The sequence below is a fragment of the Streptomyces sp. NBC_00988 genome (genome assembly GCF_045162645.1).
Taxonomy (GTDB): domain Bacteria; phylum Actinomycetota; class Actinomycetes; order Streptomycetales; family Streptomycetaceae; genus Streptomyces.
Genome location: NZ_CP108730.1, coordinates 7277623 through 7298501 on the forward strand (window position 1 = coordinate 7277623; position 20879 = coordinate 7298501).

The 20879-nt window shown below is 67.1% G+C and carries 23 protein-coding genes and 2 tRNA genes; 14 read left to right on the forward strand and 11 right to left on the reverse strand.

Going from position 1 to position 20879, the window contains the following annotated elements; all coding sequences use genetic code 11:
• Position 1: 1 nt before the first annotated feature.
• The 4 genes from OG496_RS33510 to OG496_RS33525 are packed head-to-tail and all read right to left on the reverse strand — an operon-like array spanning position 2 to position 1975.
• A complete protein-coding gene (locus OG496_RS33510) occupies positions 2–400 on the reverse strand; it encodes an RRQRL motif-containing zinc-binding protein (RefSeq protein WP_405973583.1) in 399 nt (132 codons plus the stop codon).
• Positions 400–1266 (reverse strand): protein spdB, encoded by an 867-nt coding sequence (locus OG496_RS33515; protein WP_405973584.1) that lies wholly within the window; start codon positions 1264–1266, stop codon positions 400–402. The genes OG496_RS33510 and OG496_RS33515 overlap by 1 nt, the downstream gene beginning before the upstream one ends.
• Complete coding sequence (locus OG496_RS33520) at positions 1263–1709, reverse strand: Pycsar system effector family protein (RefSeq protein ID WP_405973585.1); 447 nt, start codon at positions 1707–1709, stop codon at positions 1263–1265. Before OG496_RS33520 ends, OG496_RS33515 begins: the two co-directional genes overlap by 4 nt.
• The gene (locus OG496_RS33525; protein WP_405973586.1) at positions 1706–1975 is read right to left on the reverse strand and encodes a DUF6284 family protein; all 270 of its coding nucleotides are present in this window, start codon (positions 1973–1975) and stop codon (positions 1706–1708) included. The genes OG496_RS33520 and OG496_RS33525 overlap by 4 nt, the downstream gene beginning before the upstream one ends.
• A gap of 497 nt (positions 1976–2472) precedes the next feature.
• Here OG496_RS33525 and OG496_RS33530 point away from each other — a divergent pair, with 497 nt between their 5' ends.
• A complete protein-coding gene (locus OG496_RS33530) occupies positions 2473–3267 on the forward strand; it encodes a GntR family transcriptional regulator (protein ID WP_067371678.1) in 795 nt (264 codons plus the stop codon).
• On the forward strand, positions 3264–3929 hold the full coding sequence (locus OG496_RS33535; protein ID WP_405973587.1) for a YdcF family protein: 666 nt from the start codon (positions 3264–3266) through the stop codon (positions 3927–3929). The genes OG496_RS33530 and OG496_RS33535 overlap by 4 nt, the downstream gene beginning before the upstream one ends.
• A gap of 237 nt (positions 3930–4166) precedes the next feature.
• On the opposite strand, the gene OG496_RS33540 is transcribed toward OG496_RS33535, so the two are convergent.
• Both OG496_RS33540 and OG496_RS33545 read right to left on the reverse strand, forming a co-directional pair.
• A complete protein-coding gene (locus tag OG496_RS33540; RefSeq protein WP_405973588.1) occupies positions 4167–5369 on the reverse strand; it encodes a PIN-like domain-containing protein in 1203 nt (400 codons plus the stop codon).
• A gap of 469 nt (positions 5370–5838) precedes the next feature.
• A complete protein-coding gene (locus tag OG496_RS33545) occupies positions 5839–7509 on the reverse strand; it encodes an HNH endonuclease (protein WP_405973589.1) in 1671 nt (556 codons plus the stop codon).
• 269 nt (positions 7510–7778) lie between these two features.
• Here OG496_RS33545 and OG496_RS33550 point away from each other — a divergent pair, with 269 nt between their 5' ends.
• Positions 7779–8279, forward strand: coding sequence for an AAA family ATPase (locus OG496_RS33550; RefSeq protein ID WP_405976758.1), 501 nt, complete (start codon positions 7779–7781; stop codon positions 8277–8279).
• Positions 8280–8334: 55 nt separating this feature from the next.
• On the opposite strand, the gene OG496_RS33555 is transcribed toward OG496_RS33550, so the two are convergent.
• Positions 8335–9366: a hypothetical protein gene (locus OG496_RS33555; protein ID WP_405973590.1), complete on the reverse strand. Its 1032-nt coding sequence runs from the start codon at positions 9364–9366 to the stop codon at positions 8335–8337.
• Between the two features lie 972 nt (positions 9367–10338).
• On the opposite strand from OG496_RS33555, the gene OG496_RS33560 reads away from it, so the two are divergent.
• Together OG496_RS33560 and OG496_RS33565 are read left to right on the forward strand one after the other, a co-directional pair.
• Entirely contained in the window at positions 10339–11151 is an 813-nt protein-coding gene (locus OG496_RS33560; RefSeq protein ID WP_365613403.1) for a polysaccharide lyase family 7 protein, read from the forward strand.
• A 57-nt stretch (positions 11152–11208) separates the two neighbouring features.
• Complete coding sequence (locus OG496_RS33565; protein WP_033282563.1) at positions 11209–11421, forward strand: hypothetical protein; 213 nt, start codon at positions 11209–11211, stop codon at positions 11419–11421.
• A 45-nt stretch (positions 11422–11466) separates the two neighbouring features.
• Here the strand turns inward: OG496_RS33565 and OG496_RS33570 are convergent, their stop codons facing one another.
• Positions 11467–12123 carry an NAD(P)H-binding protein gene (locus OG496_RS33570; RefSeq protein WP_399386481.1) on the reverse strand — a complete coding sequence of 219 codons (657 nt, stop codon included), beginning with the start codon at positions 12121–12123 and terminating at the stop codon, positions 11467–11469.
• A gap of 143 nt (positions 12124–12266) precedes the next feature.
• On the reverse strand, positions 12267–13544 hold the full coding sequence (locus OG496_RS33575) for an amidohydrolase family protein (protein WP_405973591.1): 1278 nt from the start codon (positions 13542–13544) through the stop codon (positions 12267–12269).
• 269 nt (positions 13545–13813) lie between these two features.
• Between OG496_RS33575 and OG496_RS33580 the strand changes: the two genes are divergently transcribed.
• The 5 genes from OG496_RS33580 to OG496_RS33600 all read left to right on the forward strand — a co-directional run bounded on the left by OG496_RS33580 (position 13814) and on the right by OG496_RS33600 (position 15235).
• Positions 13814–13886 (forward strand) — tRNA-Thr (locus OG496_RS33580).
• 46 nt (positions 13887–13932) lie between these two features.
• Positions 13933–14005, forward strand: a tRNA-Met gene (locus OG496_RS33585).
• 88 nt (positions 14006–14093) lie between these two features.
• A complete protein-coding gene (rpmG, locus tag OG496_RS33590) occupies positions 14094–14258 on the forward strand; it encodes a 50S ribosomal protein L33 (RefSeq protein ID WP_003948671.1) in 165 nt (54 codons plus the stop codon).
• A gap of 94 nt (positions 14259–14352) precedes the next feature.
• Positions 14353–14805: a MaoC family dehydratase N-terminal domain-containing protein gene (locus OG496_RS33595; RefSeq protein WP_365308688.1), complete on the forward strand. Its 453-nt coding sequence runs from the start codon at positions 14353–14355 to the stop codon at positions 14803–14805.
• A gap of 1 nt (position 14806) precedes the next feature.
• Positions 14807–15235: a MaoC family dehydratase gene (locus OG496_RS33600; RefSeq protein WP_390158025.1), complete on the forward strand. Its 429-nt coding sequence runs from the start codon at positions 14807–14809 to the stop codon at positions 15233–15235.
• Between the two features lie 60 nt (positions 15236–15295).
• Here the strand turns inward: OG496_RS33600 and OG496_RS33605 are convergent, their stop codons facing one another.
• The gene (locus tag OG496_RS33605) at positions 15296–15556 is read right to left on the reverse strand and encodes a hypothetical protein (protein WP_405973592.1); all 261 of its coding nucleotides are present in this window, start codon (positions 15554–15556) and stop codon (positions 15296–15298) included.
• A 124-nt stretch (positions 15557–15680) separates the two neighbouring features.
• Here OG496_RS33605 and OG496_RS33610 point away from each other — a divergent pair, with 124 nt between their 5' ends.
• The 3 genes from OG496_RS33610 to OG496_RS33620 all read left to right on the forward strand — a co-directional run bounded on the left by OG496_RS33610 (position 15681) and on the right by OG496_RS33620 (position 19449).
• Positions 15681–16253 carry a TetR/AcrR family transcriptional regulator gene (locus tag OG496_RS33610; RefSeq protein WP_405973593.1) on the forward strand — a complete coding sequence of 191 codons (573 nt, stop codon included), beginning with the start codon at positions 15681–15683 and terminating at the stop codon, positions 16251–16253.
• Positions 16254–16346: 93 nt separating this feature from the next.
• Positions 16347–17828, forward strand: a complete 1482-nt coding sequence (locus OG496_RS33615) for a DHA2 family efflux MFS transporter permease subunit (protein ID WP_405973594.1) — start codon at positions 16347–16349, stop codon at positions 17826–17828.
• Positions 17829–18393: 565 nt separating this feature from the next.
• Positions 18394–19449: a UDP-N-acetylmuramate dehydrogenase gene (locus tag OG496_RS33620; protein WP_405973595.1), complete on the forward strand. Its 1056-nt coding sequence runs from the start codon at positions 18394–18396 to the stop codon at positions 19447–19449.
• Positions 19450–19468: 19 nt separating this feature from the next.
• Here the strand turns inward: OG496_RS33620 and OG496_RS33625 are convergent, their stop codons facing one another.
• Positions 19469–20101 (reverse strand): NAD(P)-dependent oxidoreductase, encoded by a 633-nt coding sequence (locus tag OG496_RS33625; RefSeq protein WP_405973596.1) that lies wholly within the window; start codon positions 20099–20101, stop codon positions 19469–19471.
• 123 nt (positions 20102–20224) lie between these two features.
• Between OG496_RS33625 and OG496_RS33630 the strand changes: the two genes are divergently transcribed.
• A complete protein-coding gene (locus OG496_RS33630) occupies positions 20225–20863 on the forward strand; it encodes a TetR/AcrR family transcriptional regulator (RefSeq protein WP_405973597.1) in 639 nt (212 codons plus the stop codon).
• Positions 20864–20879: the final 16 nt, after the last annotated feature.

A 20879-nucleotide genomic window follows, 5' to 3' on the forward strand; every position in this document is an offset into this window, starting at 1 on the left:
GTCAACTCCCCTTCGGGGCAGGGCTGTTGGTGGGGTAGGCGCACAGGACGCACATGCCGAGCGAGCGCGGCATGCAGTAGCTGTAGGCGACCTTGCAGACCGGGCAGGTCTGGCGGGCGAGCATCGCCAGCGCGAGCGCGCCCCACTTCCGCGACGTCATCGGCCGTACGGGCTTGGCGAGGTCGATGCGGTAGAGGTAGGCGACGCGGACCGTGCCGGAGCGGCGGTTGACGCGCATGACCTGCGCCGCTATCGGCTGACCCCCGGGACGCAGGCCACGGGCCCGTAACTGGCGGCGGGTGGCGTACTGCTCGTCGCTGGGGGCGTACTTCCAGGGGAAGGTAGGGACGCCGTAGCGGGCTCCGGTCGGGTCGTAGCACTTGCCGAACGCGGCGGACATCAGGCGACCCGCTTCCATGCGGCGCGGAGGCGGACCTCGGATGCGGAGTGGCCGGCCGCGCGGAAGCGGATGGCCATCTCGCGGTACGACAGGGCGGGCGTCTCGCTGGTGCGGATCTCGTCGACCAGGCCGTCAAGCTCCCCATCCGTGAGGGCGGGCGCCGCCCAACCGATAGCCGGTACCGGCTCGGAGCGGCCCCATACGGGAAGCTCCCACTGGGTTGTGACGCCGGGCGTGACGGGCCTCGTCACGCTGGTCAGCGCCCTGCCGGTGTCCTCGCCCTGACGGGCCGTCTCCAGCGTCGACCACGCCCGCGACAGACTCCCGGCGGTCTTGGCCTGTACCCGGGCGACGCTCGCTCCCGCCTGCGTCACGGCCGTCAACCGCGTCGTCTCCGTGGCCGCTTCCGCCCGCAGCCGGGCACGGGCCACGGCCGCTTCGTCTCGGGCTTCCTGCTGAATGCCACGGATGGCGTCCAGCGCGGTCGGGGTGAGCGCGGTCCGCTCCCACATCCCGTGCACCAGCCACAGGGCCTTGGCCGCGATCGGCAGCCACGCCACCGCCAGCCACGCCCCGGAGGACGCTTCAGCGGTGAGCGCGTGCGCGACGAGGACGCCGGCCGCGATGGCACCGAAGCACCAGCCGACCCCGGTCACCGTGCGGGAGTGGTCACCCTGCGCTGCCAGGCGCCGTTCGTAGGCGAGGGTCGCGAGCCATCCGCCGTCGATCCCGAGTCCGACGACCAGGGCGACGAGCCACGGCATCGCGCTGCCGAGCCACATCGTGACGACGGCGAGGGTGAGGACCATGGACACGGCCGTCATCGCGACGGCGGGCAGCACGGTCTTGGCGTTCTTGGCCCTCATGCCGCACCCCCCACCGCGATCACAAAGGCGAGGATGAGCAGGGCGCCGCCGGTGAGGGTGAGGTCGACCGCGCGGCGCAGGCCCGTGTACTTGGCGACTGCCAGGCGGGACAGGCCCGCGATGTCGGCAGCGAGGTCACCGGATACGGCGTCGGTGATCTGCTCGGGGGTGAGGGTGGCCCACAGGGGGAAGCCGTGCCGGCCGCTCAGGTTGGGGCGTACCGAGCGCAGCAACAGCCCTGCCGCGCCGATCAGCAGCCCCATGCCGAGCCCACCGACCACCAGGGCGGGCGGGGTGAGCGGGACGCCGTTCGCGATGGTCCAGGCGCCGGCGAGGACCGCCCCGACGAACGCCAGCAACAGCGCGGTCTTGTTGTCGGTCCGCGCGATCTCCGCCTTCACCTCAGCGTGCGCGGTAGTCAGGTTCTGCTCGATGGTGCTCATGCGCCCACCTCCGGCAGCGTTCCGGCCGGGGTGCGGTTGGCCTGCTCGCGGTAGGCGGTGAGCAGGCGGCGCCGGGCGCGGCGGATGCGCTGTGCGTCCAGCTCGTTCGGGGTGCGGTCCAGCGTGATGATCTGCGCGTTGAGCAGGTCGACGTCCGCCAGGATGACGGGCATCTCCTGCTCGACCGCGTCCAGTTCCGCGTTCGTAGGCTCAAGCCATCCGGCGAACGCGGTAACAGCCTCTTGAACAGTGACGATGTAGCTCATTGGGTCGTGGTTCCTCTCAGCGTGGAACGGCCCGAACAGCGGCCCCGGGTCTAGCCACCCGGGGCCGCGCGCCGTCGAAGTCGGGTTTCCGGCTCCCCTCAGCGCTGCTCGTACGAGACGAACAGCGGAGGCAACCGGCCGCAGCGGATGAGCTGCGGAAAGGTCGAGTTGCGCTGTACCGCGCACGGGACAGACCCCGTGCGCGCCCGCCCGCTTGTCTGCGGAGGTGGGGCGGGTCTCCCTCAAACGCTCTGTTGAGTTCTCAAAGAACAGATCCTCCCCAGCAAGCGCGGTAACCCCTGGTCAGAGGGGTTCTCGTCCTCACGAGACCCGCCGGGCGCTGTGCGGTCGTGCAGTTCTAAGCAGCCCAAAGAAGGGCCTCTTCCGCTCGCTGTCCTAGGACTGCGAGCGGCCTGAGAAGAGAATGCACCGCAGTCCTGGGACTGTCAACAGTCCCAGGACTGTGCTTGACTGGGGTGTGTCGAAAGGAGGTCTGCGTGGCACCGAAGTGGCGCGAACTGGCCGACAGATTCGCGGAGCAGATCAGAAGCGGCGAGATCAAGCCGGGCGCCCAGTTGCCCCAGATCAGAGACCTGGTCGCGGCTGGCGAGGGGTCAAAGGACACCGTTCACAAGGCGTACAAGGAACTGGAAGCCCAGGGGCTGGTGACTTCCTCACGGGGCCACGGCACCGTGGTGCGCCAGCAACAGCCGCTCAAGCGGCTCGGTATCGCGCGGTACGACAAGGCGAAGTGGCGGGACGGTGATGAAGTCGCGTTCATCGCGGACCGCGTGGCGTCCGGTCGCTCGTACCGCCGGAACGAACAGACCCAGACAGTCAGCCGGGTCAAAGCGTCGGCAGCCGTGGCCGCAGCCCATGGCTTGCCCGAAGGGGCAGACGTGTACGCACGGGCACGGGTGGTGAAAGAGGGCACGCAGCCGACTCACACCCTGACCAGCTACTACCGGCCCGAACACGTCGAAGGAACCCGCATCGTCGACCCGACCCCGGGCCCCGCAGGGCGAGGTGGCGGGTTCCGTGTCCTGTACGACGCCGGATACGAGATCGACCACATGACCGAGGAGCTGTTCGCGCGGGTACCCACGGCGGAAGAAGCTCAGCTACTCCAGCTCTCACCCGGTGAGTGGGTGGTGGAACTGCACCGCACCACGTACACGGCAGATGGGACCGTGGTTGAGTTCGCCATCGGGGTGCACGCCGCGACGCGCTTTGCGTGGTCGTACGACTTCAAGGTCCCCGACTCGGCGAAGACGGAGGGCGAGAGCAAGTGATCCAGGCTCAGGCATGGGCGGACGCTCAGCGGCTCTGGGACTTTCAGCAGATGGGCCACGAGCTGCGCCCATGCTCCGTGGCCATCGGTCTCGGCAGCCACGACCTGGGGGTGGCCGACACCACGGCAGGCTTCTATCACCAGGGCATGGCGCCGCTCATCGTGTTCACTGGGGCGACCAGCCGCACGACGCATGAACGGATGCCGCGCGGTGAGGCCGAGCACTATCGCGACCGCGCGATGGAGCTGGGGGTTCCCGAGCACGTCATCCTTGTTGAGCCGAATGCGCGGAACACGGGCGAGAACATCCGCTTCTCGCGCGCTCTGCTCGAAGCACGGCACGAATCCGTCTCGTCCGTCCTTCTGGTCAGCAAGCCCTACGAGGAACGGCGCGCGTACGCGACTGCCTGCAAGCTGTGGCCGGCCGTCGGGTGGGTGTCCGCGTCCACTCCTATGACGCTTGCCGACTACGTCGACTCGATCGGGGACGCCCGGCTTGTCGTCGACATGTTGGTCGGCGCGCAACAGCGCCTCATGATCTACCCGCGACAGGGGTTCATGATCGAGCAGGACATTCCCGGCGACATCAAGGCTGCGTACGAGCGTTTGCGCGACCGCGGCTTCACCAGCCGACTCGTACCAGAGACCGCAGAACCTGCTTGATAGAGCGCGCGATCCAGGGTCAGCGCGAATGGAACCGCATCTACGCAGCAGTGGAGCGTCGACCACCCCACACGATCGCCCCGCGACGTCGGTTGCAGCGGCCCTACGCCCGGCTCGCCCCTCACCCGTTCTGGAAGACGCGAGCAGGCCGGTCGCCCGCTATCAGGGTGATCATCACGCTTGTGGAGCCGCACGCCGCAGCCACCCTGATGCAAGCCCAAAGCCGCTCTGCCGACCTCATGGCGCGTCGGCAGCCCGTTTCCTTTCCTCGTGCACACGTTCAATGAGTGCGCGCCGCAAAGAGTCGCTCTCAACATGCAAAACGAGGTCACCTTTCAAGCGAGGAGCATTGGCGACGATCCTTCTTAGTTCATTTAGGTGGTCTCGATACATATCGATCGCAAACTGAATCCCGCCAGCTTTTGCCTCTAGCACTTCTTTCATGTCCGGGTTGCCGGCAGCCTCATTCTGTTCCGCGAGGTTCCCCCTAAGCTCGCGCTCTCTCCTCTCCAGCGTGCGAAGAATTTGAGCTTCATACCCTTCAATGACGGTAGAGTTCACATAGATTCGCCTGGACCGCTTCTCACCTTGCTCCCTAGCAATATTTGCCTGGTATACCGTTTCGCGACTCACCGACACAGGGGAGTCGACCCTCACCGCCTCAAGGAAGGTGGCGAAGTTAATAATACGCAGAGATACGCCAGCGCGCTGGCACATCTCTGCGACCAATTCTTCGCGCGGCCCTAGGGAGAAGTCGATCCGCTTATTTATCCAATCTTCCTTCTCGTCATTGGAGATAATAAGAACAGGCATGTCACCTTCTGCCGCCTTAATGAGAGTTTGCTCCCACCATAGATAGTCACCGTCGGGATTAGTCCTTTTGGCTCTATCCTTGTATCCTGGCGGTATCCGGCCTTCCCTCCTGCGAGCAGCTTCAGCCTGTGCTTTGACATATTCTTCTTCAGGGAGAGGCTGTCCAACCTTTCCATCGAAGAGTATCGCTAGCGTTTTCAGTACAGGGTCGTCGTTCAGAACTCTACCGATCGTTAGATCGAACACCCCTTGATGAGATTTGACTCGTTCGATAGCTACGCTAAAGGCGTTTTCGAGCGGCTCTTTGAGCGTCTTTTTCTCACTGCTATCGAGGGCCGATCGGTTTGCAAACTCATTAAGCCTTTGGAGTGCTTGATTCTGTGCCGTTTCCAGCAATTTGCACGTCTCGTCATAGAAAGAAAGTTGATCGCGCGCGGCTTCAACTCGATTTCGATGAAACTCAAGCGCAACCTGATGTGGCACCCAAAGGTTTCCCTCTATCGAGATTAGGCTATCGATCATTTCTTTTCTGGCGGTCGGCGTGACCCGGTAGAGGTCCAACAGAACGCTAGAGTCGATCACAACGAGAGACTCTTGCAGTGCCCGCGAGATTTCGTCTTTCGTCATTCTCCAGTGACTGGAGAATGACTCCAAGAAAGAGCTAATGGCGGTACCCTCCTTCTGCGGTCCGTACAATGGATCACACCTATTCCCATCAGGCTAGACGATGTGGGCGCTTTACGGGCCTGAACGCAGTGCCTTCAGTCGGCCTGGAACGATGATTGACGGAACCTGTCTCGGGCGCTGTGAATCTACGCAGGTCACCCAACCCGACTTGGGCCGCCTGTGGGCCGTCTGAGGGGGACCGAAGATGACAAACGACGACCAGCAACGCGTAGTTGTCTGACCCTCGCCCTGCTCGCTGCGCCACCCTTGCGGCCAACCTCTGGCCAACATGGGTCAGCGTGCAGGATGTTGAGTGCCAAAGATGCAGTTCACGGCCTAGCTGTCCGCGTGAAACCGGCTGGTCTTGAAAGCCGTTCCCGTGGAGGCTTCGCCCCTCAGGAATGCAGGCGCGGAGCATGGCATGCGGGCGTTAGCGGGCCATCTGCTCGTGGAGGTGCCGCGCCGTGGTGGCCAGGAGGCGTTGAAGCTTCGCCCTGTGTTCGCCGTAGGTCTTGAGGGCGTGGCAGTTGGGGCATAGGGCGATCATGTTCCAGGGGACATCCGGTCCGCCCTTGGCCAGGTCGTGAACGTGGTCGACCTGCAAGATAGGCAAGCCGGCTGTGGTCAGCTCGCTGGGGTGGCCGTCGCACTTAGGACTCTCGCACTTGCCCTTGCAGCGCTTGAGCACGGCTGCTCGCGCGCTGGGGTCGCGGACGTAGAGATCAGCCAGGGTTGGTTTCTTCATCTGACCTTTCCGCTTCGCGTTCGCCTCCGCCTTTTGGGCCAGGCGCTTGTATGCGTCCTCGTCGCTCTCCCCTGTGTCGTGTGTTCCAGGTTCGAGGTCGTCGGGGCGGTAATCACCTGTGTCGTCGTGCAGTTCACCCGTATCCGCCTCCAGCGCCTCCAGGACCTCCAGTGGCCATGTCTTGCGTTCGGGGGAGGGGACGGGGGCCAGGACCCAGACGAACTCACGGCGGGGCTCCTTGTCGGCTCCGACGCCCCACCGCAGTCGGCGTTGTACGACCACGACCCATGCTTCGAAGCTGAACTGCCCCTGAAATGGCTTGTGCCAGTAGCGCAGCGGACGGCCTGCGCTCTGGTGCTCTGCCATGAGCTCGTTGCCATCGGTGAGCTTTTGGTCCCCCGAGAGGCCATCGCCGACGTAGGCGATCCACTCTGTGTCCGGGATGCGTCCATCGGCGTAGGGGCCCTTGTCGTCTGAGAAGACGCTCAGGATGCCGTCGGCGAGACAGCCGATCCCTGCCATCTTCTGACCGCCGTAGGTACGCCAGAGGGCGTCTCGGTCTTTGAAGGTCTCCCCGAGCAGAGGGCGTAGGGCATCCGGCCACCTGCCGGCGAGCAAGTTGTGCAGGCCGAAGTCTTCCAGCAGGCCCGGTGCCAAGGGGTGGAAGTAGCGAAGGAGCAAGCTGGCTGCCGCGGCAGCCGCCGCCTCTGGGTGCGAGCGGATCAGGATGTAGTCGTCCTCCCGTAGACCGCCCAACGGGTCGACCGCGTTCAGGGATTCCAGAGTCGGGCGGCGTCCGCGGCTGGTGAGGCTCAGTTCCTGTTCGCGTTCAACGATCCACAACTCATCGCGCACCAGCGCCCAAAACGGGTACAGGACGCCGTCTGCTGCATCCTCAACGTGCCCGTACTTCGCCATGAGCGGCGCAACAGCGTCACGGATGGTCGACCACGACTGCATGCGGGGAACTCCGCTGACGGCCTGTCCGATCGCCCACAGAAGTAGCACGGGACGATGCAGCGCTGGGCCCGTCGCGCGACGTGCGGGACGTACGTCCCCCACTCGTCGCTGAAAGGTCTTAGGAGGCTCCACGACGGTGAAGCCCTCCCTGCGAAGCCACGCCACCGCGTGCTTGAGACCGCCACTGAACTCAGAAGGCTTCAGCGCTGTCCCGGAGTCGTATCGGTGGGCGACGCCGACTATGGCCTTCGAGTCGTAGTACGTGCCCTCGTGCACGAGAAAGTAGGTGGCCGCGGCACGGTAGCCGTAGAGGTCCCTGAAGGCCTCATGGCCGATCCGGTCGTGCTCTGCAATCGCTTGCAGGACGCCTGCGCGGGTGATCTCAGAAGGTGCCATGCGCGCCACCGTAGATCACGGCACTGACAACGGACTTGGTTCGATGAGATCCCGCCAGGTGCGACCAGGCCCCCAAGGCCGACACCGTTCAGAATCGGAGGTTTCCCAGTGAGGACCATCGATGACGCGCTCATGAGCGTGCTCGAAGACCGCATGGGCGCCCTGCTCGGCGTGACGGCTGGCTCACCCTTGAAGCCGAAGCGGAGATGACTGCCATCTCTCAGACTCTGACGAGACCGATGTCCCCACGCCCACCGTTCTGCGTCTTGATGGCTGGGCTCCCCGGCTCTGGCAAGACCACCGTTGCCCGCGTTCTCACCGATCGTCGGTTCGTGCGCCTGTGTCCTGATGAGGAGATGTACCGCCGTCATGGCGTGTACGGGGTGGACTTCCCCCGAGGTACATTTCCCACCCTTGAGCGGCCAGTACTCGACGACGTGATGGGTGAACTCGGGGAGCATCTCAAGTCGGGGCGTGATGTCGTCGTTGACCACGGCTTCTGGACTCCAGAAGATCGAGCTAGATGGCAAGCCATCGCTACCGGCGCCGGCGCCACGCCTGTACTGGTCTACCTCGCGGCCAGCCACGATGAGCTGTGGGCGAGGATCAGCAAGCGCAACGAGTTCCATGTGGACGATCCCAACTCGATCTACTTCTCAGAGAGTGACCTTCAGCGGTACCGCGCCCGGTTCATCCCTCCCCAGGCCGACGAACCGCACCTCCTCTACGAGGGCGACCCTTCGGTCGTGATCGCGGCCCTGGAAGCCTAGCGTTCAGGTGTCGCTTTGCCCCCGGGGTTCTCGTGGCTCGCTCGCGCACTTCGGCCTAGAACGGCGGAATATTCGCTGCCTCTCGCACGATCTGTGCAATTTCTAGGGACCCAGAGTCGCTAAGGGTTCTGGCATACATTTCATGCTTCCCATGAGGGATGCTGCGAAGAATTTCGAGTTTGTACTCTTCTTCTGACTCGCGCCCTTGTATTGCACTTAGGGCTCCCTTGATGCCGTATGCGCCTCCTTCGCTAATCCCTTGCAGAACCAGATCTCTGTACTCGGTCTGGTTATTTTCGTGAAAGCGATCTGCGACTTTTAGCGATTCGCTAACACCCCGGAGTGAACCTACCAAACGCAGAAGAGAAACGGCGTCTCTGTCGAGGGAAGCTGCTCTTAGGAGTGCATTTGCTTTTTGGATTCCGGTCGCATTTTGCGCTTGAGCTAGAGCCGTTATATATATGTTCACCAGTCCTCCGATGTCGGCTCGCCTCATGCCTACGATCAGGGCTGGCGCTGAATCCACTCCTTGGTGCCTGGCGGCGTGCCTTAGAAGGTGACCCACGGTTAGGTTGTTGTCCGTGGCTGCCCACGGGCTACCTGTTGTACTCCATGGGTCGTCATCCAGCGGTGGGGGAGGGAAGCTGAGGTTCAATACGTACACGGTTCGAACGACCGTTTTGGGGTCGTCTTGCGCTGCACGCTCCATGAACGAAGAGACCGACATCTGGGCTTTCAGCATGGGGCCGATGACGCTTGGAAGCCACGTGTCGGTTGGGCTTTGTCGAGAACTTTCCACAATTTCTATCAAGTCATACATCTGGGCATGTATGAGTGGCCCAACATTCCACGGTTTTTCATGGTTCTCTAATTGTGGAACTGACTCTGCTGTTGAAGCTTCGCGACTGGCTTGCTTGAAGGATGCTGTAACGCGTTCGCGCCATACGCTTTGATCCGTTTCCTGGGCGGGAAGGGGCGCGTTCGTAAGGCGGGAATATTCGGCGAGTGCCTCCACGATTGACAAAACTTGAGAGAGATTCGCAGAGCTCGTACCGGAAATCTTCTCCTGAATTGTGGATCGTGCCATGGTGTGCCCCCGCCTCTGCTTGGCAATTAGGCGCTCGATCTCACGGATTGTTGGGTTCCCTGCCCGCACCCGAAGCTCCTGCAACCGATCGGCCACACTCATTCGATGCCCCTGTCCGCAGGTGTCCGGCTGTCCGCAGCTGTCCGGCTCTGTCTGTCACCGTCCGTGGCTGTCCGGCTGTCGAGGCGAAACCCTATGCGGCCTGCGGTTTAGCTGTCCGGACTTTGCCGAATTCGGCCGATGCTGTCGCCGACTCCATCCCGGACATGTTCGCTTACTCGCGAAGGGCCTGGCCTTGTACGGAGGCGGGCGCAATCTTGGCGAGTACCAGTGGACATGGGGCAGCCGTGAAGCCGTGGAGGAATCAGTTCGATGGAGCCCGACAACTCTGCCGTAGAGGAGCGTGGCGACAGCGACGCCAAGGGCCTTAATCGCTGGGCGCCGATCATCACGGCAGTAGCTGGGATGCTCGGGGCGGTCGCCGCTCTGGTTAGTGCTCTGCGGGGTTGAGCCTGTGCCGAGTCGCGACTCGGAAGGAAGGGGCGGTAGCCGGTCGTGCGTGGACGACATGTGGACGACGGGCGGGTCTGGCCTTGGGACTGCGAGTGAATGCCCAGCTCACAGGGTTGATGGAGGGGCTCCCGCAGAGAGACTGTAAATCTGCCGGCTTAGCCTACCCAGGTTCGAACCCTGGCGCCGCCACATGATCGAAAGGGTCTGTGATCAGCAGCAATGCTGATCACAGGCCCTTTCGTCGTTCCCGAGGACTGCCCGAGGACGTCCCGAGGCTTTCCGGGACGTCCCGGAAAGCCTCCCCGCGGCCCCCTTCGCCCTGCCGCCAACCTTGACGTGCCCGTGCCACAGCCCTACTGTCGCGACACCGCGTTCACGTTGAAACATAAAGTTCATAGATGTGAACGCGTGCTCCGCCAACCGAGTCGAGTCCACAGAGCAGACAGGAAGGCACCCCCCATGCGCATGCGTACGCTGCTCACCTCCCTGGCCACCGTCGTCGCCGTCACCGGCGGCCTCGCCCTCACGGCGCCCGCCGCGTCGGGCAGTACCGGCGCCGCCCACGTCGTCGCCTCACCCCTGGCCGACCCCTCCGTCGCGCCCGGCGGGAACTTCGACCTGGGGGTGTGGCAGCTCCAGGAGCCGATCGGTTCCCCCGGCTCGCCCACGACGATCTCGTCGTCCCGGCTCCAAGGGGCCAACGGCTTCCAGGACTCGTACTTCTACACGGACACCCGCGACGGCGCGATGACCTTCTGGGCGCCGGAGAAGGGCGTCACCACCCCCAACTCGAACTACGCCCGCTCCGAACTGCGGGAGATGAACCGCAGCGGCAGCGCCGCCGACTGGTCGCTCAGCGGCACCCACACGATGAAGGCGACGCTACGAGTCGTCTCCGTCACGTCGAACGTCTGCGTCGGCCAGATCCACCTCGGCAGCGGAGGCACGTCCACCAAGCCGCTGCTGGAGCTGTACTACCGGTCGAGCGGCGACATCGTCCTCGGCACCGAGAACTCGCCCTCCGGCGGCCAGACCCTGCACACCGTGGGCAACGTGTCGGTCGGCAAGACGTGGAGCTACACGATCGGCGTCTCAGGCGGAAACACCATCAACCTGACGGTCAACGGGAGCACCACGCACTACGCCATCCCGTCGTCCTTCAACGCCTACAAGCAGTACTTCAAGGCCGGTTCGTACAACCAGTCGTCCTCCGACAGCACCACCAAGGGCGCCCGCGTCGCCTTCTACGGCCTGACCGTCGCCCACAGCTGAACGCGCCTGAGCGAGCCTCGACAGCCGACCCGGCCTGCGGCGGGGCAGACTGATCCCATGTCGTCACGCCGCAGAAGCTGCCCCGAGTGCCGTCGTGAAATCGCCGTCGTGGCCGGCCGGTTCGCGCGGCACGACCCGCCCGGCGCGCGGGAGACCGGCGACCTCGTGTCCTGCCCCGGGTCCCGCCGCCAGGCGGAACTCGGGGCGGCCCAGCCCGCGTTGGACGGATACGTGGTCCCGGAGTTCCCCGGCCAGATGCCACTCTTCTGAACGGCGGCCCACCCCGCCGCCGGGGAACCCCAGTTGCTCAGATCCTCAGTTCCCCGCCACCGACTTCACCGCCACCGACACCGGCGCGGATCCACCGATCAACTCCAGCGTCAGACCGGCCGTCGCAGGCGTCTCCACCAACTCCGCGAGTACGGCGGCCACATCGTCGCGCGGGATCGCGCCGCGACCGGTGTGGGCCTCCAGCCGGACCAGACCGGTGCCGGCGTCGTTCGTGAGCGAACCGGGGCGCAGGATCGTCCAGTCCAGCGCGTCCAGGCCGCGTACGTACGCGTCGGCCTCGCCCTTGGCCCGCAGATACACGTCGAAGACGCCGTCCCCAGAGTGTGTCGGATCCGCGCCCATCGAGGACACGACGACATGGCGCCGTACGCCCGCCAGGACCGCCGCGTCGGCGAACAGCACCGCCGAACCCCGGTCCACCGTGTCCTTGCGGGCCGTGCCGCTGTTCGGGCCCGCGCCCGCCGCGAAGACCGCCGCGTCCGCGCCCCGCAGATGGGCCGCGACCTCCTCGACCGAGGCCGACTCCAGGTCCAGCAGCAGCGGTTCGGCGCCGGCCGCCCGTAGATCGTCGCTCTGTTCGGAGTTGCGGATGATGCCCGCGACCTCTTCACCGCGCGCGGCGAGCAGGCGCTCCAGCCGCAGCGCGATCTGACCATGACCTCCAGCGATGACAATGCGCATGCCTTCGACCGTACGCCCGGACGGCCGCACGCGCCGCATGACTTCAGCCGCGTCCCAGCGGCGCACACCCGCGATGGACGCGCCGGGCGCGCGGACCCGAGCCGTGGCGCCTCAGGCGTACGCCCCGGCGCGGCGACAGCCGCTCACGACAACTCGCCCCGTCCCTGCCGGGGCAGCCCCAACTCCGAGCCCGCCGCCGTGTTGCAGTACTCCCGCACCGCGCTCGTCCGTGCCACCACGCGCCCCCGGTGCACCACGATCCGGCTGTACGCCAGCGACAGCGCGCCCGCGAGCCGGTCGCCGCGCACCGCGAGCAGTTCGGCCGGAAATCCCGCCTCGACGCGGACCTCGGGCAGGCCGAGCGCCGCGCGCGCCGAGGAACTCACCGTGTCGTAGGCGTCCTCGGGCCGCATCCCGTGCCGCGAGGCCAGCAGGTAGGCCGCCTCCAAGGGGTCCCCGCGGCCCACCGGGTTGGACACGTCGCGCAGGGCGCCGCTGCCCGCGGCGACCTGGACGCCGGCCGTGCGCAGCAGCCGTACGGGAGCCGTGCCCCGGCGGTCGACGCCGCCGCAGCCGCCCTGCGGCAGGCAGACCACCGTCACGCCGGCCGCGGCCAGTTGGTCCGCGATCCGCGTGACCGTGTCCGCCGGCAGCCGCCCCAGGCCGCCGCACGGGCCGAGCGTCACCCCGGGGCGCATCCCGCCCGCGACGGCCGCCAGCCGGGCCAGGCGGGTCGGGTCGGCGGCGTCCGTGTGCAGGTCGACCGGACAGCCGTGCTCGGACGCGACCTCCAGGACCGCCTCCACATAGCCCGTCGGATCGGGGTCCAAATCTGGACATCCACCTACTACGGAGGCCCCCATTTTCAGCGCGTCCCGCAGCATCGCGAGCCCGTCCGCCCCCGCCACCCCGGTCAGCAGCCGGGGCATCGCCACCGCCGTCAGCTCCGCCAGCCCGCGCAGCGCCCGCCGCGCCCGCAGTACGGCGGCCAACGCGCTCAGCCCCTGGACGTCCCCCACGCGAACGTGTGCCCGCTGCGCGGTGGCCCCGTGCCCGAGTTGGAGGAGGGCGGCTTCCGTGGCGCGACGCTGGACGTCCTGGGGATCGTAGGAGACCGGTCCGCCGTTCTCGGCCGACAGGGCGGTGTCACTGTGCGTGTGCGGCTCGGCCGGGGCCGGGAGGAGGAGATAGCCGCTGAGGTCCACGCGCGCGCCGCACGCGCGCGTGGCGTCCGTCGCCAGGCTGCCGGCCGTGCCGACCGCCTCGATGCGCCCGGCGCCCAGCCGTACGTCCACGGTCCGGCCGTCGGTCAGCCGGGCCCCGCACAGCAGGAGCGCGGCCGGGTCGGCCGGCCCCGACGAGCCTGAGGAACCCGACGGACCAGACGACGAGTGGGACGGCTGGGGCTGGCTGTCGGGCATCGCGCTCCAGGGGCTCAGGGCTTCGCGGGCTCGGGGCTGCGGGGCTCAGGACTGGGGACTGCGCAAAGGGGCGCAAGATCACGCAGAGTGAGTCGAGCCTAGGGCGGTGATCCGCTCACGGCCGGGAGGAGCGCAATAGTCGTACCGGTGTGGTCCCCCATACGGGAGGGGCCCTTGAGGCCTCCGGGAGGGCCGTGGAAGGGGCTGGAGCGGTGCCGCGAAACGGATTTGGGCGATCGGTCGCCGAGCGTGTAATGTCTTCATCGCTCGCCCCAATAGCTCAGTCGGTAGAGCGTCTCCATGGTAAGGAGAAGGTCTACGGTTCGATTCCGTATTGGGGCTCTGGTGTGAAAGGTTCCCGTCACAAGATGGGAACTGATCGCATCGCAGCGGTGTAGCTCAGTCGGTAGAGCAAGCGGCTCATAATCGCTGTGTCACCGGTTCAAGTCCGGTCACCGCTACTGACAGTAGCCGATTGCGGGGTCGGTCCTTCGATCGGCTACTCTGTTATGCGTTCATAGTCCCATCCGTTCGTCAAGGAGCACTCCTGTGGCTGCCACCGACGTCCGCCCGAAGATCACGCTGGCCTGCGTGGAGTGCAAGGAGCGGAACTACATCACCAAGAAGAACCGGCGTAACAACCCGGACCGACTGGAGATGAAGAAGCACTGCCCGCGTTGCAATGCGCACACCGCGCACCGCGAAACGCGATAAGAATCAGGCTCGTACACGAGGCCGTCCCCGAAGTCTGGGGGCGGCCTCGCGTCGTTCCCCACACAGCAGCAGGAACATCAGGAGGTACCGGGCCATGGCGCTCGACCAGTCCTTCGTGGGGCGGACCTACCCGCCCACCGACCCCTACGAGGTGGGCCGGGAGAAGATCCGTGAGTTCGCGGAGGCGGTGGGCGACGCCAACCCGGCGTACACGGACCCGGAGGCCGCCAAGGCGCTCGGTCACCCCGATGTGATCGCCCCGCCGACCTTCGTCTTCTCCATCACGTTCAAGGCGGCCGGACAGGTCGTCCAGGACCCGCAGCTCGGCCTCGACTACAGCCGGGTCGTGCACGGCGACCAGAAGTTCGTCTACGTCCGCCCCGTGCGCGCCGGTGACCGCCTGACGGTCACCTCCACGATCGAGGCGATCAAGTCGATGGCGGGCAACGACATCCTGGACATCCGCGGCGAGGTCCACGACGAGGCCGGCGAGCACGTCGTGACCGCCTGGACCAAGCTCGTGGCCCGCGCGGCGGAGGGGAACTGACATGACGGCGAAGATCGCGTACGACGACGTCGAGGTCGGCACCGAGCTGCCGGCCCAGACCTTCCCCGTGACCCGTGCCGCCCTCGTCCAGTACGCGGGCGCCTCCGGGGACTTCAACCCGATCCACTGGAACGAGAAGTTCGCCAAGGAGGTCGGGCTCCCGGACGTCATCGCGCACGGCATGTTCACCATGGCCGAGGCGATCCGCGTGGTCACCGACTGGACCGGCGACCCGGGCGCGGTCGCCGAGTACGGCGTCCGCTTCACCAAGCCCGTCGTCGTCCCGAACGACGACCGGGGCGCGACCGTCGAGGTCAGCGCGAAGGTCGCCGCCAAGCTCGACGACAACACGGTCCGCGTGGACCTGGTGGCGATGAGCGCCGGGCAGAAGGTGCTCGGGATGTCACGGGCGGTCGTACGACTGGCCTGATCGGTCGGCTGCGGGCCGGGGTGAGTCGAGGTAAGGGGTGTCTGCCATTGCGGGCGCCCCTTACTCGTAAGGCGACGGAAACGGCACGTCGTCCGGCGCGTGCAGGTCCGTGCCGAGGAACTCCTCGACGATGGGCGCGAGGTCGTACGAAGGCCGGTAGACCCCGCCGAACGGCAATTCGGTCACTGGCAGTGACGCTGTCGAGGAACGGAGCCGGCCCGCCTGTGTGTCGTGCCACACGTAGAACGTCGCGACTCCCGGGAAGTCCAGTCTGCGGATCCAGGCCCGGAGGGCTTCGGCGGTGCGCTCGAAGGCGGTCACCTCTTCAGCCCGCGAGCTCCGCGATCCAGGTCAGCGGCACGGGAGAGGTATCCGGCTCGCCGCGCCGGAACTCCGCAGGGGCCACCCCTTGACGTAGTTAGTGATTGAGTACTAACTTTCTCGCATGGTCAGGATGAGCGCAGAAGAGAGGCGCGAGAGCGTCATCCGCGCGGCGATCGCCGAGTTCGCGCAGCGGGGGTACTACGGGACCTCCACCGAGGCGATCGCCAAGCGGGTCGGGGTTTCGCAGCCGTATCTCTTCCGGCTCTTCCCGGGCAAGAAGGCGATTTTCGCGGCGGCCTCGCTGCGGTGTGTGGGGGACGTGTGCCGGGCCCTGGAAGAGGCGGCCGAGGGGTTGGAGGGTGAGGACGCCCTGCACGCCATGGCCGACGCCTACGTGCGGCTCATCATGGAGTACCCAGAGAAGCTCCAGATGCAGATGCAGACGTACATCACCGTGGCCGCCGCCGAGGCGGAGGGCGATCACGAGTTCGGTGAGGTCGTGCGGAACGGCTGGATGAAGCTCTGGGAGATCGTGCACCTGCCGCTGGGGGCGGACGTCAACGAGACGACGACCTTCATGGCGTACGGAATGCTGATCAACACCCTGGCCGCCATGGGTTTTCCGCCCGAGCACCGGGTCTGGGAAGGGTTGTATCCGGAGGCCCGGGTCACCGGTCGGCTGGAGAAGTCGTAGTGGCGGGCAAGGGGCGGATTCTGCGCCTTTTCCTGCCCGGCAAAGTTAGTCATCAATAACTAATCATCGATACGAGCACCCTTTGGGGGAGCGATGTCAGAGCCAACCGCACGTCGCGGGGGAATGGTCTGGGCCCTCGTGATCACCAGTGTCGCCGGATTCATGGCGGCCCTGGACAACCTCGTCGTCACCACCGCCCTGCCGTCCATCCGTAAGGACCTCGGGGGCGCGCTGGGCGACCTGGAATGGACCGTGAGCGCCTACACGCTCACCTTCGCCGTCCTGCTGATGTTCGGCGCGGCGCTCGGCGACCGGTTCGGGCGCCGCCGGCTCTTCCTCGTCGGCATCACGGTCTTCACCGTCGCCTCCGCCGCCGCGGCCATGGCGCCCGGCATCGAGTCCCTCATCGCGGCCCGCGCGGTCCAGGGCGTCGGCGCGGCGATCATGATGCCGCTGACGCTGACCCTGCTGACGGCGGCCGTGCCCGTCGCCAAGCGCGGGATGGCGTACGGCATATGGGGCGCGGTCAACGGACTCGCCGTCGCCTCAGGACCCCTCATCGGCGGCAGCCTCACCGAGCACATCTCCTGGCACTGGATCTTCTGGCTGAACGTCCCGCTCGGCCTGGCCCTGATCCCGCTCGCCCGCCTGCGCCTCTCCGAGTCGTACGGCACCGGCGCCCCGCTCGACTTCCCCGGCACCCTGCTCGCCAGCGGCGGCCTCTTCGGGATCGTCTACGGCCTGGTCCGCGGGCCCGCCGACGGCTGGACCAGCTCGCTCGTCCTCACCGGACTGTTCGCGGGGAGCGCGCTGTTCGCCGGCTTCATCATCTACAGCGTCAACGCCAAGAACCCCATGCTCCCGATGCGGCTGTTCCGCTCCCGCGCCTTCTCCGGGATCAACGCGGCGAGCCTGCTGATGTTCCTCGGGATGTTCGGGTCGATCTTCCTACTCAGCCAGTACATGCAGGGCGTCCTCGGCTACTCGCCCACCGAGGCGGGCCTGCGGATGCTCCCCTGGACCGGCATGCCGATGCTCGTCGCCCCCATCGCCGGCATCCTCTCCGACCGCATCGGCGGCCGCCCGGTCGTCGCCGCGGGCCTCTTCCTCCAGGCGGCCGGTCTCGGCTACATGTCCTACGTGGTCACCACCGACGTCTCCTACAGCGCCCAGCTGCCCGGCCTGATCCTCAGCGGCATCGGCATGGCCCTGTTCTTCGCACCGGCCTCCAACCTGGTCATGTCCAGCGTCCGCCCCCAGGAACAGGGAATCGCCTCCGGCGCCAACAACGCCCTCCGCGAGGTCGGCGGCGCCCTCGGCATCGCGATCATGGCGTCGATCTTCTCGGCCCAGGGCGGCTACCAGACGGCCCAGACCTTCGTCGACGGCCTGAAGCCCGCGCTGGTCACCGGGGCGGCGGTGGTCGCCCTCGCCGGAGTCGCGACGCTGCTGATCCCGACGCGGCGGCGGGCAGCGGAGCTCGCGGCGACGTCCGCGTCCGCCGAGCCGGCGGGGAGCGTGGATTCGGCGGGGTCTTCCGAGTCCGACTCGGTACTGGAGAACGCCGGTCGCTGACCGGGACAACTGTGCACGCACGCGTGGGGCCCTGCCGTCGCCGGTGGGGCTTCCCGCGTGTGTGCGGCTTTGTTGGTGGGGCTTTGCGGGTGTGTGCGTCTGCTGTTGTCGGGGGAGCTTCACGCGCGCGTGGGCTTGGGATCGTGGATGGGGCTTCACGCGTGCGTGCGTGTGTCCGGCTTCGGTGGTGAGGTTCTACGGGTGTGTGCGTTCGGCTTCGCCGCGGATGTCAAGGCGGTGGTGGCCAAGGAGTTGGCTTCGCGGGGATGCGTGGTCTGAGCGGAGGCGCGGGCCGGCGGCGGATGGTGCATCGCGCCGGGCGTGTGTCTCGGGCGGAGGCGGTGCCGGTGTGTCGGACGTTCGCCCGGCCGCGGATGCGGTGCCCCGTGGCGGACGCGTACCCCGTGCCCCATCGGTGCCCCACACGCTCTCGGCGCCGGAAGCCCGTGCCGCCCCGCTCGCACCACCCCACCGCCACCGGTCCCGTACCTCCGCCCCCGCCGAAATGACCAGCCGCACCCCGCCACCCCCAGGCTTGTCAGTCCCGTCTCGTAGTCTTGGCCCTGTGCAGGAACTCCACGACGCTCCCCTCGCCCCCCTGACCACCTTCCGGTTGGGCGGTCCCGCGACCCGGTTGGTCACCGCTGGCACCGACGCCGAGGTGATCGACGTCGTGCGCGCGGCCGATGACGCCGGGACGCCGTTGCTGGTCGTCGGAGGTGGGTCGAACCTCGTCATCGGGGACAAGGGGTTCGAGGGGACCGCCCTGCGGATCGCCACCCGTGGCTTCGAACTCGACGGTACGCGGCTGGAGTTGGCGGCCGGTGAGGTGTGGACCGACGCCGTCGCCCGCACCGTGGAGGCCGGTCTCGCCGGTGTGGAGTGCCTCGCCGGGATTCCCGGGTCGGCCGGTGCGACCCCGATCCAGAACGTGGGGGCGTACGGGCAGGAAGTCTCCGCCACCATCACCGAAGTGGTCGCCTACGACCGCACCACCCGCGAGACGGTCACCCTCACCAACGAGGAGTGCGCCTTCTCCTACCGGCACAGCCGGTTCAAGGCCGAGCCCGAGCGGTATGTCGTGCTGCGCGTCCGCTTTGAACTGGAGGACGCGGACGGGCTGTCCGCGCCCGTGAAGTACGCCGAGACGGCCCGTGTCCTCGGTGTCGAACCCGGTGATCGGGTGCCGTTGGCGCAGGCCCGGGAGACCGTGCTCGCGTTGCGCGCCGGGAAGGGCATGGTGCTTGATCCCGAGGACCATGACACCTGGTCGGCCGGTTCCTTCTTCACCAATCCGATCCTCACCGACGCGCAGTTCACCGCGTTCCACGCGCGCGTGGAGGAGCGTCTCGGGGAAGGTGTGGAGCCGCCCGCGTACCCGGCGGGGGAGGGGCACACCAAGACCTCCGCCGCCTGGCTGATCGACAAGGCCGGCTTCACCAAGGGGTACGGCAGCGGGCCCGCCCGGATCTCCACCAAGCACACCCTCGCCCTCACCAACCGGGGTGAGGCGACCACGGCCGACCTGCTCGCCCTCGCGCGTGAGGTCGTCGCCGGGGTCCACGACACCTTCGGGGTCACGCTCGTCAACGAACCGGTGACCGTCGGCGTCAGCCTCTGAAACCGCCCTCCGGAGGGCCTCAATAGGCCAGCCCCACCCCTTGCTTCACCGTCCCGGGATCGTCCGTCATCGTCAGCATCGCGTGCGCGACATCGGCCCGCGCGATGAACCGGCCCTTGTCCGGGAAGCCGCCCACGACCGTGCGGTACGTGCCGGTCAGCGGCTTGTTCTGCAGGCGTGGCGGGCGGACGCTCGTCCAGTCCGTGGCGCTGGCGGCGAGGGCCGCCTCCATCTCCCGCAGGTCGTCGTAGACGTCCTTCAGGAGGGCCGAGATCAGCCCGCGCGCGGTGCGGTCGAGGAGCCCGGCACCCTCCGGGTCCGGGCCGATCGGACCGGCGCTCACCACCAGCACCCGGCGCACCCCCTCCGCCTCCATGGCCGCCAGGACCGTCCGCGTGAGCCGGGTCGCGACCCCCGCGTCCTTGCGGCTGCGGGCACCGAGCCCGGACAGGACCGCGTCCCGGCCCGCGACCGCCGGGCGCAGCGCCTCCGGGTCGGTGAGGTCCGCGCGGAACACCTCCAGACCCGCGCCCCGCACGGTCAGCCGCGCCGGGTCCCGTACGACCGCCGTGACCTCGTGGCCGGAGGCCAGCGCCTGGCGGACGATCTCCTGGCCGATGCCTCCCGTGGCACCGAAAACGGTGAGTTTCATGACGCACTCCTGCCCCTGAACGAGGTGGGTGAGTGTTTACTCACCCCTGCTTCCCTCTAGGGTGGGTAAGTACTCACCCACCCGTCAAGCCCGAACGGACCGGCCATGGAATCCTTGGGCCCCATGCAGCAGAAACAGGCCCCGGAACCCGCCACGCAGAAGCCCGCCCGGGTCCGCATCCTCGACGCCGCCCACGAGTTGATGCTCACCGTCGGCCTGGCCAAGGCGACCACCAAGGAGATCGCGAAGGCCGCCGGGTGCTCCGAAGCAGCCCTCTACAAGTACTTCGCCAGCAAGGAGGAGCTGTTCATCCGCGTCCTCACGGAACGGCTGCCCCAGCTGACGCCACTCCTGCGCAGCCTCGCCGCCGAGCCCGGACAGCACTCCCTGGAGGACAACCTCACCGAGATCGCCCGCCAGGCGGCCCTCTTCTACGAGCAGAGCTTCCCGATCGCGGCCTCCCTGTACGCCGAGACCCAGCTCAAACGGCGCCACGACGAGGCGCTGCGGCAGCTCGGCTCGGGCCCCCACAAGCCGATCGAGGCCCTGGGTGCCTATCTGCGCGCCGAACAGGCCGTCGGCCGCGTCCGCCCCGACGCGGACACCTTCGCGGCCGCGTCGCTCCTCCTGGGCGCCTGCGCCCAGCGCGCGTTCGCCTACGAGGCCGCGGGGACCGGCGTACGACCGTCCGTGGACGAGTTCGCGCCACGCCTGGCCCGGACGCTGCTGGGCGGAATCTCCGTTGCAGAGGCCCCCTCCTGACCGGGACCCTTGCCCT